The sequence below is a fragment of the Planctomycetota bacterium genome (assembly GCA_018242585.1).
Classification (GTDB): domain Bacteria; phylum Planctomycetota; class Planctomycetia; order Pirellulales; family PNKZ01; genus JAFEBQ01.
Genome location: JAFEBQ010000039.1, coordinates 25,331 through 37,451 on the forward strand (window position 1 = coordinate 25,331; position 12,121 = coordinate 37,451).

Genomic DNA, 12,121 nt, shown 5'->3' on the forward strand with positions numbered 1-12,121 from the left:
GACTAGCGATCCGCCAGCGGCGTCAAACGCTCAGTCAAAGACGATCCGGTGGGAATCGAACACCGGACCTTCAACGCACGTGCGGCGGTAATCCCATTCCGCGGAAGCGCCTTCGTCGCGCACCTTGGCGACACAGGTAAAGCAAATGCCAATGCCGCAGGCCATCGGTGTTTCGAGTGACACCTGGCACGGCACGTGGCGCTGGGCCGCGATCTTGGCCACGGCGTGCATCATCACCTCGGGGCCACAGCAAACGATCCGCGGATTGGCTGGCTGCTCGTCGAGCGCCTGATTCAACAGATCGGTCACGCGGCCATGATGCCCCGCCGTGCCGTCGTCAGTGCTGGTCCGTAGTTCCAGTCCCAGGGCGCGGAACTCGTCGAGCCCGGCCAGGTACGGGGCGCTGCGCGCGCCATAGCACAGGACCACGCGCTCGGCACGCTGGGTCTCGCGCCCGCCGACGCCATAGCTGCGCAGGCCGAGCGCCTCGCGCCCCAGCGCCATGAACGGCGTCTGACCAATGCCGCCGGCCACCATGAGTAGCGTGCCGCCGCGGGCCGGCGCGAAGCCGTTCCCCAGCGGCCCCCACACGTCGAGCGTTTGTCCCGGCTGAAAAGCCGCCAAGCGACGGGTCATCTTGCCGGTGACCAGATACACGACATCCAGGCCAGTCGGCTGACCTGCGCCGTTCAACACCGTGTCGTACAGCGCCAATGGCCGGCCCAACAGCGGGTCGTTCCAGCCGGCGAGCCGGAGCATGAGAAACTGCCCCGGCACGATCCGCTGGGCGATCTCGGGGGCCTCGAACCGGACGCGGTACGTGTCGCGCGCCAGTTGCACGTTCTCGACAACCATGACCGAGCCGCACCAGGCCCGATCGGCGTAACAGGGCTCCATGCCATGTCCGTGTTCCGCGGCGTGCCCGTGTTCCGTAGCGTGACCGTGCCCCACGTTCACTCTCCCTGGGATCGTTGGCGATTCTGGCCCCGCGCGCGGCGCGAGTTCGTACCCGGTCGCGCGCTTGACTTGGGACCAGCCTTCAGCCGCTGGCTCTTGCGACCGCCCCGCGCTGCAGGCTTGTCCGCGGGCTTCGAACGCCGAGCGGCGTTGGGACCGAGCGGCGGCAACGGCTCGTGACGCACGGGCTCTTCGGCCGCGTGTTCTTCGCGGCGACGGCGCGCGTCGCCGTGGGTGGCGCGGCGGAGCATTTCGACCTCGGACGAAGTCAACCGGCGGAACTCGCCGGGCTGCAAGTCGCCAAGCCGCAGCGGCCCGATCGCGATCCGCCGCAAGCGCATCACCTTGTGACCCAGTCGCGCCAACATGCGGCGCACCTCGCGGTTGCGCCCTTCGTCCAGAACCAACTCGAGAATCGTGCTGTGCTTGTGCTGCAGCTTGATCTCGACGCGTTCGGCATGCACGCGCCCTTCGGCCAGGTAAACCCCTTTGCGCATTTTTTCGAGCACTTCGAGGCCCGGCTGCCCGGCGACGAGCACCTGGTACGTCTTTTCAACGCCGTAGCGCGGATGCGCCAGCCGGTTGGCCAACTCGCCATCGTTGGTCACCAGGATCAACCCTTCGCTCGACACGTCCAAGCGACCGACGGTGAACAGATGATCGTCGCTGGGCGGCAACAGGTCGATCACGCGTGGGCGCCCCGAAGGGTCGTTGTGCGTCGAGATGATGCCCGGCGGCTTGTAGACCGCGTAGTGAACGCGGCGCGAGAGCTTGATCGGCTGCCCATCGACACGAATCTGCTGCTTGTGGGGATCGACCTTCGTGCCCAGCACGTTGACCAGCCGGCCATCGACTTCGACGCGGCCGGTGGTGATCAGGGTTTCACAGTCGCGGCGGCTGCCAACGCCGGCCGCGGCCAGGACCTTTTGCAGGCGTTGCGCTCCGTCGGTCGGCGCGCTCGACGGCGCGGCGCTAGCCTTGGGTTTGCGGCGGAGCTTGGGGCGGCGCGTGCCGCGCGGTTTCGATTCGCTCATGGTGCGTAGCGCAGTCAGGGTTCTCGGTCAAAATGCCGACAGCACCCATCATACGCGAGCGCAGCACGCCATCCCAGGGGCGCAGCAGCCCCGAAAAGACCAACCACGACGGCACTACGACACGACGTGAGAAAAGGAGGTTCCACGGCAGAGGTCGCGGAGAAGAGCCGCAGAGAGAGGGAGGATATTGGAGAGAAGATTTCGGGGGGTGGAGAGGGGATCAAATCGCTAAGCGTGTCCCCGTTTAGCCGCAGGGCCATAGGCCCGCGCGCGTGTGCGTGGCGCTTAGTCGGTTTGCGGCTCAAGTGTTTTGGTGCGCTGACCTACCCATTTGGATCGCTCCGTCCGTGAAATCTCGGTGTCGCTCAGCGGCGCGGTATAGTCGCGCGGGCGGACGTCACTGAGCGCCATCGTTTCGGTGTCATTGCGTAAGTAAGGATCGAAGCGCTTCGCGCGAGTCTGTTGTTCCTGGGCCGTGCCGGGGGCCGTGATCTGTTCGCGCAGGCCCATCTTTCCGCCCCAGACACAGCCGGACGACGCGGCTAAGATAGCGAGCGTGAAGACTCGCGCCGCATGACGCAGCGAGTACGTTGACATGATGAGGGGCACCTGGCTCTCAAAGACTTGAGCGCCGACCCAAGTGGTCGCAGCGCGGGGCGAGAGTATAGGTGCGCACCGATAGCGCGGCCAGGGCAGATGATGCGAGCAGCGCCAGCATCCTGGCGGCCGGTGCGTTTACTCGCCTTTGAATCGCTGATACGGAGCGTAGGGCGATTGCTGGGCGCGCTTCACTTCGGCCGAGGGGGCGGTGAAGTCGCGTGGCCGGATGTCCGAGGCCACACTGCCGCCGTGGTTCGACGGGCCAGCGTCGTCCAACGGGTACGGGTCAAAGACCTCGGCCTGCTTGCGCTGGAACCAGGCGGGCGGCGCGCCGAACAGGCGGGGCATCTGCGTCCCTTTACAGCCCGCCAGAAGCGTGGCGACCGCGAGCAGGGCAAGGATCGGCAGGCGTCGCATGGTCAACGGTCCTGGGCCTGCCCGGTTGCTGATGCGGCGGAGGAGTCAGCCGGCGTCGTGCGCCGGCAAGGGAACGCTACTTGCTAGCATCGACCAGACATCATTCTCGGCTTCATTCAATCGGTTTCCGCTGGCCTATTCGCTACCGTTGACTGTGCCGGTTGTGCGGGCGGTGGAACCATTGATTAAGTGCGAGCCCTGAGTCCTGGTCGGATGCGTTTTCGGCCGCGAATGCGTTTGCCCTCCCTCAGTCCCTCCCTGGAAGGGAGGGATGTTTGTCGCGAGGGCTGCGCTCAGGGCAAGCGGCCACAAAGGATCGTGGCGGTGCCACGCGGACGGATTTGCACCGCGCCGAGTGAGGCGGGGAGCAACATCGTTTGTCCCATCAAGAGCGGTTCGCCCGATGGGTCGCCCGCCACGTCGACCTGGCCCGCCACGACCAGCAGCACGCGGCACTCGTTGTCGGCCGGCGTGGTCAGCGGCTCGTGCAACTGCCAGCGTTCGAGCACGAACTTGTCACAGGCGACAAGCTGTTCGATCTGTGGCCGCTCGGTTGGTTCGGGACGGATCGGGTTCACCGGGCCGCGGTCGAAATCGATCACATCAAGTGCCGCTTCCACGTGCAGTGGGCGCGGCCGGCCGTCGGCGCCGACTCGGTTCCAATCGTAAAGCCGGTAGGTGACGTCGCTCGACTGTTGCACCTCGGCAATGACCAGACCTGCGCCGAGCGCGTGAACCGTGCCGGCCGGAATGAACAGGCAGTCGCCGACCTGGGGCTCGAAGCGGTGCAGGCAAAGTTCGCACGTGCCGCGGTTGATTTCACGTTCGAGCGCGTGACGGTCGAAGCCGCGCTTGAGCCCGGCATAGATCACGCTGCCCGGCTCGGTGGCCAGCACCAGCCAGGCCTCGGTCTTGCCCAGATCAGGCGGCGACAGCAACGCGGCCTGGGCGTCGTGGGGATGAACCTGGACGGACAGGACTTTTTGGGCATCGAGCAGTTTGATCAACAGCGGAAAACGGTCGAGCGGCGCGTGGCGTCCCAGCAAGTCGCGCCCGCAAGTCTGGACCAACTCGCCCAGCGTCGCGTCGCGCAGCGGGCCGGCGGTGACGGCACTCTGATCATCCTTACGATCGCAAAGTTCCCAACTCTCGGCATAATCGTCACCCGGCGGCAACGGCTTGTGCAGAACAGTGGCCAAGCGTCGGCCACCCCACAAGTAGCGGCGTAAAATTGGCTCGAATCGTAACGGGTACAGCGGGTGGCTCACGGCGGAAAAGGCCCCAAGGATGGCGGGTGGTTGCGTTCACTTTGTCGCACCGGGGGACTAGAATAGCAAGTCTGGATCGGTCCTGGGACAGTGGTGGGAGCCGCGGTACATGCCATTAGCGATGACTTCGCCGAAACGCGACGAAGATCTGTTCTCCGAATCGACGATGACGTTCGGCGAGCACCTGGACGAGCTGCGCGTGGTGCTGTTCAAGGCCGTGATCGCGCTGTTCATCGGCACGTGCGTGGGCATGTTTGTAGGTAAGTATGCGGTGGCGATCATCAAGGCGCCGCTCGAAAAGGCGTTGCAGGAGTATTATCAAGAAAGCTCGCTCGAACAGTTCTCGGAATTTGAAGAAGCTTGGAAAAAGCTCGATAAGCCGGTCCCCTACACGGTCGAGCAGGTCAATGATCTGTTGTACAAGCAACAGATGATTTTCGAGATTCAGTACATTCATCCGGTGCTGATTCGCCAGGCATTGGGGCTGGAAAAGGCTGGTGCGAAAGTGGCGGCCGACAAGCAGTCGCTCGAGCCCATCCTGTACTGGCACCCGATCGATCAGGACAAGCGAATCTCGATCCTGGCGCTGGGCGTCAGCGAAATGTTTTCGATCTGGCTGAAGGCCTCGCTGGTGACTGGGCTGATTCTGTCGAGCCCATTTGTGCTGTACTACCTCTGGTCGTTTGTAGCGGCGGGGCTCTATCGGCACGAACGGCGTTACATTCACATCTTTTTGCCGTTCAGTCTGGGGCTTTTTTTCGCAGGTGTGCTGTTGGCTTACTGGTTCGTGTTTGGACCTGTGCTGAGCTTCTTATTCAGCTTTAACCGATCGATGGGCATCGATCCCGATCCGCGGATCAGCGAATGGCTGGGCTTCGTGCTGCTGTTGCCAATTGGCTTTGGCGTCAGCTTTCAGTTGCCGCTGGTGATGCTGTTTCTGGAACGAATCGGCATCATCACCGTCGAGATGTACACCGCGCAATGGAAGATCGCCGTGCTGGTGATCTTTGTCATCTCGTCGATCCTGACGCCGGCCGATCCGTATAGCTTGCTGCTGATGGCGATCCCGCTGACCGGGCTCTATTTCGGCGGCGTGCAGTTGTGCAAGCTGATGCCGCGCCGCGGCACGGGAATTGATCCGGAAGCGATTAGCGGCTAGCAATTAGCGATTAGAAAGAGGACCGCTTCGCGGGACTGCATTTGGCTAATCGCTAGCCGCTAATAGCTAATCGCTACTCAGATCGCATCCGTGCCCCGTTCGCCGGTGCGAATGCGGATGCAGTCTTCCAGCGGCAGGACAAAGATCTTGCCGTCGCCGATTTCGCCGGTCGGGCCCGAGCGGCCCCCCTTGATAATGGCGTTGATCGTCGGCTCGACGAACTCCTCGTTGACGGCGATCTTGAGCTGCACCTTGCGCAGCAAGTTCACCGAGAACTCGTGTCCGCGATAGGTTTCGGTGTGCCCTTTCTGGCGGCCGAAACCTTGGACATCCATGACGGTCAGGCGGAACACCTCGACTTCTGTCAGGGCCGCCTTGACCGCCTCAAGACGACTGGGCTGAATAATCGCGATGATCAGCTTCATGAAGCAACAGGTCTCGGCAAGGGAATCGAGCTTCCGAACACACGCCTACGGCAATCGTAGCCCGAGGGCGCGTGGCACTCAAGCCACCCGGCCCGAGTCGCTGATTTGACCGTGATTTGCTGGGTTGGGGGGGCCGTCGGGGAGAAACCGACCACCACTTGGGAAAGGACGAATGACGAAATCCGAATGACGAAGGGATCGCGAGGCAGCCGTGTGTCACGCGGCGCGAACAAGTGGTAGTTGCCACGTCCGAGGGCTCGGCCAGCGGAGAAGTTCGCGGCCGGGAAGCGTGAACAGTTCGGGAAAGCGCCGTTCAGAAAATGAAAGAAGCTCCAGACCTGGACGGGCTAGGCGGAGATCCCGCCCAGGTCAAAGGGGCATCCTTCTGAACTCAAGAAGCAGTCAAGCGGGCAAAGCCGAGCTTGACGCGTTGATTTCATAAAGTCGTATCGAACCGTCGTCGCGCAGCGCGGTCCCGGTTGAGTGAGAACCGGCCCAGTTCATTTCGCGGCAGTTGCCGCTTAAAAAATTACCCGCAGGCGGGGCCCCGCCTGCGGGTAACGCATCGCACGCCGACAAAGAGAAAAGCAACTCGCGTGCCAGAACTCGCACATCGCGCGGGCAGATTGTTGTTAGTGCTTGAAAAACAAGATGTTGCAACTTGTTTTGGCCGCGTTGTGGGAAATTGGCGGCCGCTGATCGCGCCTGGCAATTGCCCGATCGTCAGGCACTGGCCGCTATCGTCGTAAGCAAAGGGCCGGCGATATCCGGCCGTCCGTGGTCAGTTGTCCGTTGTCAGTGGTAATCTGCAAGCGGCTAGCAATTCGCAATTAGCCAGAATCAGACCACAACTGACAACGGACCACTGACAACTGACCAGGAAGGGCCACGAGGGCCTCCATTGGTCAACCGTCCTGGCGCCACGCGCCGCGCCAAAAAAGAAACGCCCGCGTGAGCAGTCTCACGCGGGCGTTTCGTAATTGTCGTCCTCTGGGCAACCGCAAGCGGCTGCCGGCGGAACTTAGAACAGAACCACGGCGTCGATGCCGAGGATACCTTGTTGGGTGCGGGTGCCATCGACGTACGGCATGGTCACGCCGTCAATCGTGCTGGGGTTGCCCACATACCAGTCCCAACGCATGTTGGGGCGAATGACCAGGTTCGGGTTCGGAGTCCAGCGCGGGCCGAACGTGGTTTGCAGGAAGTTACCCGCAAAGCCACCGGTGGTCAGCGGCAGGCCACGGACGAACGAGCCGTTGCCGGTCGCGGTCGAGCCCACCACGGCATTGCCGTAGTTTGGCAGGAAGCCGCCGACGCGGAAGCCCTGGTCGTCGCGGAACCACTCGAAGTTGAAGCCCCACGACCAGCAATTGTTAACCTTGTAGTACCAGTATTGGTTCACGCCAAACCAGTGAGCGGCGCGGCCATCGCCAAACGCATTGGCCTGGTTGCCAAAATCGCTCTGGAAGATGTACGTCAACTTCTCGTTGATCGGGCGGCTGTAGACCAAGGTTTGGAAGTAACGGCCAGCGAATGAGAACTGGCCGTTGTAGGTCGTCGAGCCGTCGGCCAGCAGTTGCGGAGTCGGCGCATTGGCGGCAGTCGGTTCGTTGCTGTACATGCCAACCCACGCCAGCGAATCGCCTTCCTTCAACAGATTGTTGCGGGTCACGGTGCCGAGCCACTGGGCGCCCGGATTGAAGTTGCCCGTGTTGTCCCAACCGCGAGTGATACCAGCGCCGAGGTTCAGGTCATCAGTAATCTGATACTGAGCCAACACGCCGGTGTGGGTGAACGGCTCGCCCCACTGGTAGGTATAGGGAATCGTGTTGAAGAAGTTGAGCACCGTACCGACCGTATAGAAACCGACCGGCGACACAAAGCGGCCGGCGGTGATTTTCAGGTCGTTGTAGGCCAACTGGAAGTTCAACGCCGGGAAGGCCCACGCGTTCAGCGTGTAGCCCGAGCCCTTGTTGATCTTGTCTTCGAAGCCGTTGCTCGTATCGAAGCGGGCGTTCGAGCCGAACATCGTGAAGCTTTGGAAGCCCCAGTCAAAACCGCAGCCGCCGGTGTCGGGCGTACGGCCGGTGATGATCGAGATTTCGTTGATCTGGTAGTCGTTCGAGCGGTCGGTCCAGGTGACCGGGCCGTTAAAGCGGTTGGCCGGGTTGTAGAAGTTGCCCGTGTAGCTTTGGGCGATCCAGCCTTGAGTCTGCCAACGCAACTTCTTGGCGATGCGATTGTTGTCGAACACGCGCACCGGATCGTACTTCTCGCTGTAGCACGAGACGCATTCCGGGGCTTCGGAGCAGCCTTCTTCACCGCAGGGCGCCGCGGGCGGGGCGCACGACTCCTTGGCGGCGGGCGCGTCGCTGGGCGAGGCGGGCTCGTCGGGATAATAGCGGTCGTACGCAACCTTCTTGGTCGCGAAGGGCGACGACGGGGCCAGCCCGCCGGTCGCTTGCTGCGCTTGAACGCTCGCGCCGGTAAACAGCGCGAAGATGGCGGCGGCCAGGGTGGTTTTCGCGAACTTCATTGCCTGAGGCTCCGTTAGAAACTGAAAACGAAGCAGGCGCCCGCCAAAAACGCAAGCTTCTCATCCGTGGCTTGGGGCAAACAAATAATGACGGCGCAGGCCGCACCTTTGGTTTGCTACTTACGGTATCGGGCTGGTTTTTCGAGCAAGTCCACACCCGTCCCAGCGCAAATCGTGGAGTTGTCGCAATTTACTGGTAAGCCGCGCAAAGTTTGCGGACTATTCACAGCATTGGGACTGAAAAGTCGTTGTGCCGTTCGATTCGGTCGTGCCGCTCGCAACGGCGGGTGGCAACCACAGGCGACAGGCTGTCCCTGCTAGCGGGATCAAGCAGTGTCGAAGTCAGTTCCGGCGATCAGGCGCCGAGAGAAAGCGTGGAAGAATGGCCAGCGGCATGAAATACCGGGCGCGAAATGACGTGCCCCGCCGCCACCCAAACTGAATGCGTCGGATTACTTCGTCTCGTCCGCCGAGGCGTCGGCGAACATCGCGTCAATGAACTCGCCCGGGTCGAAGACCGCCAGATCGTCGGCCTTTTCACCGACGCCGATGAACTTGACGGGCAATCCCATCTGCTGGGCGATCGCCACGACGACTCCCCCCTTGGCGGTGCCGTCGACCTTGGCCAGCACGATGCCGGTGCATTGCACCGCCTCGGTGAAGTGCTTGGCCTGGCTGATGCCGTTCTGGCCGGTCGTGGCGTCAAGAACCAGCAGCGCCTCGTGCGGCGCGTCGGCGATCTGCTTGCTGATCACGCGGCGAATCTTCTCCAACTCGGCCATCAGATTCTTTTGCGTTTGCAAACGTCCGGCCGTATCGACAATGCACACGTCGGCGCCGGTTTCGAGCGCGCGAGCCACGGCCCGATGGGCCACGCTGGCGGGGTCGCTGTTGGCTGGCGCGGTCACGATGTCGGCCCCCAATCGCCCAGCCCAGATCGTCAACTGCTCGATCGCGCCGGCGCGAAACGTGTCGCCGGCGCCGAGCACCACCGATTTGCCTTGCGACTTGAACCACTGGGTCAGCTTGGCGATGGATGTTGTTTTGCCCGCCCCGTTCACCCCCGCCACTAGCACGACGGTCGGCCCGCTCGTGGCCATGGTGACCGGCGCGCCCAAGTGGGACATCAGCGTCTTGAACTTTGTCTTGATATGCGCCAGCACGTCGGACATCTCGACGACGCGCCCGCGGAAGGCCGTGCGAATGTCATCGACGACCGCGGTCGTGGCCTGGACGCCGACATCGGTCTTGATGAGCGTGGCGTAAAGTTGCTCGAGGAAGGCGTCGTCGACCAGCCGGCCTTCCGACTTGAACAAGTCGCGAATGTCGGTGTTGAGCAACCGGGTGGTCTTCTTGAGGCCGTCTTTGAGCTTGTCAAACCATCCCATGCCGAACTGTTTCCTTGGCGTTGCCGATTCAGCGATGCTTGTCCGCCGGAGGTGTGCGAGCGAATGCCCCCGCGGCCGGCGGCGGCCCGATGAAATGAGTGACTGTTAGCCCGTTGGCGGTTGGCCGCCCGGCTGGCGATTCATCAGCCGGTCGAGAATGCCGTTGACGAACTGGGCCGAATGGGCCGTACCGAACCGCTTGGCCAGTTCGACCGCTTCGTTGATCGCCACCCGGTCGGGCGTGTCGGTGTACAGAATCTCGAAGGCCCCCAGCCGCAGAATGTTCCGGTCGGTGCCGGCCATCCGGTCGAGCGACCAGTTGTCGGCCGTGCTGGCCAGTAAGGCGTCAAGCTCGCCCCGGTTGCGACGAACGCCGCTCAGCAGGCTGCGCCCCAACTCAACCAACTCGGGCACGCGCAGCCGCTGCTGCAAGAACTCATCGGACACGGCGGGGTTGGCCCCGGTGTTCAGGTCGTCCTGAAACAGAACCTGCAGCACGACTTCACGAGCACGACTACGACGCGACATATCAGCTTTGCTGTTGAATGGGCGATCATGGGCCGCGCCCTGATTTGAAAGGCGCGGCAAACAAACGAAACCAGACGTCAAAGTTTACCAGAAGTGTGCGGGTTTGGCGATTTGCCGCCGGTGCAGGTCGTGCAGTCCGACGCTTCACTCAATTTGGCAATTGAATCGTTGGTTCCACTTCCTATGGCGACTTGGGCGGCTTGCATTTGAGTTCGTGTTCGCACGAAACCGCAGGCGTGCAGCCAAATGGAATGGCCAAGGCAGTCTTGATTATGTCCTCAAGAAGTGTCTTGGGCAGAAAGCCACCAATGTCCTCAGCGGAGTATGAGACATTTGGCACCGCGACGACCCATGTGCATATCGCTACAGTCGGCTTCCGTAGCTTTGTTTGACAAATGCCGCGAGGATGGTGTGGAACCGGTATCCAGCAGTCAGGCTGTGGATTGCGCCAGGTCGACGAATGAGAACATCCTATTCCTGCAATAGTCGGCTCAACCTTGATGTCGGAATCTGAGCTGACAATGATTACCGGATGACGGCTAGGTGGACTGCCCTGATCGTCCGGTATATCTAACCAGATAAGCTGGCCGTGTCTTGGAAGTGGCACGACACACCTTAGCAACTACCAGGGGCGATCCATCGGTTCGCTAAGGTTCGCCGGTTTACCAGATACCTGTGCCAACTTTAGCCATGTTGACGTTGGCGGGTTGATTTCGGTGATGCGCATGGCGGCGGCATGCTCTGCCCGGTCGACGTACTGCAGAAGTGACGTGACGGTAGCGCGTAGCGTGTCCAATTCACGCTGCATCTCTATCATTTGCAGTCGCTGCGCAAGCTCCTGGACGCCGCGATTGATTATCGTGCGCTCCAATCGTCCTTTGAGCGCAGGTGAGTTCGCGGCGCTCATGCATCGAAATTCAACATGGCGCGTACGGCAATGGCTATTGTCCAGCCAATTTTCGCGGCAACGGGTTAAGTCGTTCTGTGCTGGCATGCTCTGTTTTTGCCCCTGACGATTCAAGTATGAAGCAATCGAATCCGTCAAAAATAAACCCTGACAACTGCACCAGATAATCCGCGCTGATGTTCGTCGCAGTTTCCGCTTCAATCGTGACCTGCAAACATTCGCCAATTTGCTTCCAGCTAACCGACGAAAAGCTGTCGCTTTCGATCTCCATTTCGGCCGCCTTTAATCGCATGGCCGAGCCACATGACTCCATCTCAATGCCAAGTAGCATTGTGACGATCCCACGTCGCGGCAGCGATTCAACCGGCCATAAAAATGCACCTTGCAGAAACACCTCTACAGATTGACCAAAAAATGGCTCAACAAGTTCGCTTAGTCGGTCAATCGATACCGCGCTCAAATCATCCATTCCTCGGCGCGCAAAATCTTCGGCAAATCCATAATCCATGTGAAAGTGGCCGGTATCTGCGTCGCTCGGTTCGATGATTAAGCGAACAAGCGTTTTCTTGCCGTCGATCAAGCCACCGTCAGCCTGCACATAGACACCGCCCCCCGGCCGCTTCGCTAGGTCTTCAAGGACAGCGCGATCGGCGACATGGAAAGTTGCGCAGGCGGAAAGCCGCTCAAGCGCGAATTCGGTAAGTTCTGGCAGTCGCATGGTCGTAATCAGTCCCTAAGCAAATTGTAGGCCACCATATTTGCTTGGACGTGGCCCCAGCGGGTGGGGCGGCATATTAGCGACAATCGATCGTGCGACAAATACGAACCTTTCCGTCTCTGGCGGCTCTAGAATGACATGCGACCCGGCCTCTTGCAAGCAGTCAGCAACCACCGGCAGAGCC

At 61.3% G+C, this 12,121-nt stretch carries 12 protein-coding genes; 1 reads left to right on the forward strand and 11 read right to left on the reverse strand.

The window, feature by feature from the left end:
* Window positions 1-30: 30 nt before the first annotated feature.
* The 5 genes from JSS27_18055 to JSS27_18075 all read right to left on the reverse strand — a co-directional run bounded on the left by JSS27_18055 (window position 31) and on the right by JSS27_18075 (window position 4,276).
* Complete coding sequence (locus tag JSS27_18055) at window positions 31-897, reverse strand: dihydroorotate dehydrogenase electron transfer subunit (protein MBS0210850.1); 867 nt, start codon at window positions 895-897, stop codon at window positions 31-33.
* A 56-nt stretch (window positions 898-953) separates the two neighbouring features.
* The gene (locus JSS27_18060) at window positions 954-1,991 is read right to left on the reverse strand and encodes an rRNA pseudouridine synthase (protein MBS0210851.1); all 1,038 of its coding nucleotides are present in this window, start codon (window positions 1,989-1,991) and stop codon (window positions 954-956) included.
* Window positions 1,992-2,276: 285 nt separating this feature from the next.
* Window positions 2,277-2,588 (reverse strand): hypothetical protein, encoded by a 312-nt coding sequence (locus JSS27_18065; protein ID MBS0210852.1) that lies wholly within the window; start codon window positions 2,586-2,588, stop codon window positions 2,277-2,279.
* Between the two features lie 138 nt (window positions 2,589-2,726).
* The gene (locus JSS27_18070; protein ID MBS0210853.1) at window positions 2,727-3,008 is read right to left on the reverse strand and encodes a hypothetical protein; all 282 of its coding nucleotides are present in this window, start codon (window positions 3,006-3,008) and stop codon (window positions 2,727-2,729) included.
* Window positions 3,009-3,301: 293 nt separating this feature from the next.
* Window positions 3,302-4,276: a class I mannose-6-phosphate isomerase gene (locus JSS27_18075; protein MBS0210854.1), complete on the reverse strand. Its 975-nt coding sequence runs from the start codon at window positions 4,274-4,276 to the stop codon at window positions 3,302-3,304.
* Window positions 4,277-4,385: 109 nt separating this feature from the next.
* On the opposite strand from JSS27_18075, the gene tatC reads away from it, so the two are divergent.
* The gene (tatC, locus tag JSS27_18080) at window positions 4,386-5,435 is read left to right on the forward strand and encodes a twin-arginine translocase subunit TatC (protein ID MBS0210855.1); all 1,050 of its coding nucleotides are present in this window, start codon (window positions 4,386-4,388) and stop codon (window positions 5,433-5,435) included.
* Window positions 5,436-5,512: 77 nt separating this feature from the next.
* Here tatC and JSS27_18085 read toward each other — a convergent pair whose 3' ends face one another.
* From JSS27_18085 to JSS27_18110, 6 genes are all read right to left on the reverse strand, one after another.
* On the reverse strand, window positions 5,513-5,860 hold the full coding sequence (locus tag JSS27_18085; protein ID MBS0210856.1) for a P-II family nitrogen regulator: 348 nt from the start codon (window positions 5,858-5,860) through the stop codon (window positions 5,513-5,515).
* Window positions 5,861-6,881: 1,021 nt separating this feature from the next.
* On the reverse strand, window positions 6,882-8,396 hold the full coding sequence (locus tag JSS27_18090) for an outer membrane beta-barrel protein (GenBank protein ID MBS0210857.1): 1,515 nt from the start codon (window positions 8,394-8,396) through the stop codon (window positions 6,882-6,884).
* A gap of 452 nt (window positions 8,397-8,848) precedes the next feature.
* Window positions 8,849-9,784, reverse strand: coding sequence for a signal recognition particle-docking protein FtsY (gene ftsY / locus JSS27_18095; protein MBS0210858.1), 936 nt, complete (start codon window positions 9,782-9,784; stop codon window positions 8,849-8,851).
* 105 nt (window positions 9,785-9,889) lie between these two features.
* Window positions 9,890-10,312 (reverse strand): transcription antitermination factor NusB, encoded by a 423-nt coding sequence (gene nusB, locus JSS27_18100; protein MBS0210859.1) that lies wholly within the window; start codon window positions 10,310-10,312, stop codon window positions 9,890-9,892.
* Window positions 10,313-10,934: 622 nt separating this feature from the next.
* Complete coding sequence (locus tag JSS27_18105) at window positions 10,935-11,219, reverse strand: hypothetical protein (protein MBS0210860.1); 285 nt, start codon at window positions 11,217-11,219, stop codon at window positions 10,935-10,937.
* A gap of 34 nt (window positions 11,220-11,253) precedes the next feature.
* A complete protein-coding gene (locus JSS27_18110) occupies window positions 11,254-11,937 on the reverse strand; it encodes a hypothetical protein (protein MBS0210861.1) in 684 nt (227 codons plus the stop codon).
* Window positions 11,938-12,121: the final 184 nt, after the last annotated feature.

Bases quoted from the DNA above. Each gene is read 5' to 3' on its own strand.
- JSS27_18055 (MBS0210850.1), bottom strand. From the start codon at position 897: ATGGAGCCCTGTTACGCCGATCGGGCCTGGTGCGGCTCGGTCATGGTT.
- JSS27_18060 (MBS0210851.1), bottom strand. From the start codon at position 1,991: ATGAGCGAATCGAAACCGCGCGGCACGCGCCGCCCCAAGCTCCGCCGC.
- JSS27_18065 (MBS0210852.1), bottom strand. From the start codon at position 2,588: ATGTCAACGTACTCGCTGCGTCATGCGGCGCGAGTCTTCACGCTCGCT.
- JSS27_18070 (MBS0210853.1), bottom strand. From the start codon at position 3,008: ATGCGACGCCTGCCGATCCTTGCCCTGCTCGCGGTCGCCACGCTTCTG.
- tatC (MBS0210855.1), top strand. From the start codon at position 4,386: ATGCCATTAGCGATGACTTCGCCGAAACGCGACGAAGATCTGTTCTCC.
- JSS27_18085 (MBS0210856.1), bottom strand. From the start codon at position 5,860: ATGAAGCTGATCATCGCGATTATTCAGCCCAGTCGTCTTGAGGCGGTC.
- JSS27_18090 (MBS0210857.1), bottom strand. From the start codon at position 8,396: ATGAAGTTCGCGAAAACCACCCTGGCCGCCGCCATCTTCGCGCTGTTT.
- ftsY (MBS0210858.1), bottom strand. From the start codon at position 9,784: ATGGGATGGTTTGACAAGCTCAAAGACGGCCTCAAGAAGACCACCCGG.
- nusB (MBS0210859.1), bottom strand. From the start codon at position 10,312: ATGTCGCGTCGTAGTCGTGCTCGTGAAGTCGTGCTGCAGGTTCTGTTT.
- JSS27_18105 (MBS0210860.1), bottom strand. From the start codon at position 11,219: ATGAGCGCCGCGAACTCACCTGCGCTCAAAGGACGATTGGAGCGCACG.
- JSS27_18110 (MBS0210861.1), bottom strand. From the start codon at position 11,937: ATGCGACTGCCAGAACTTACCGAATTCGCGCTTGAGCGGCTTTCCGCC.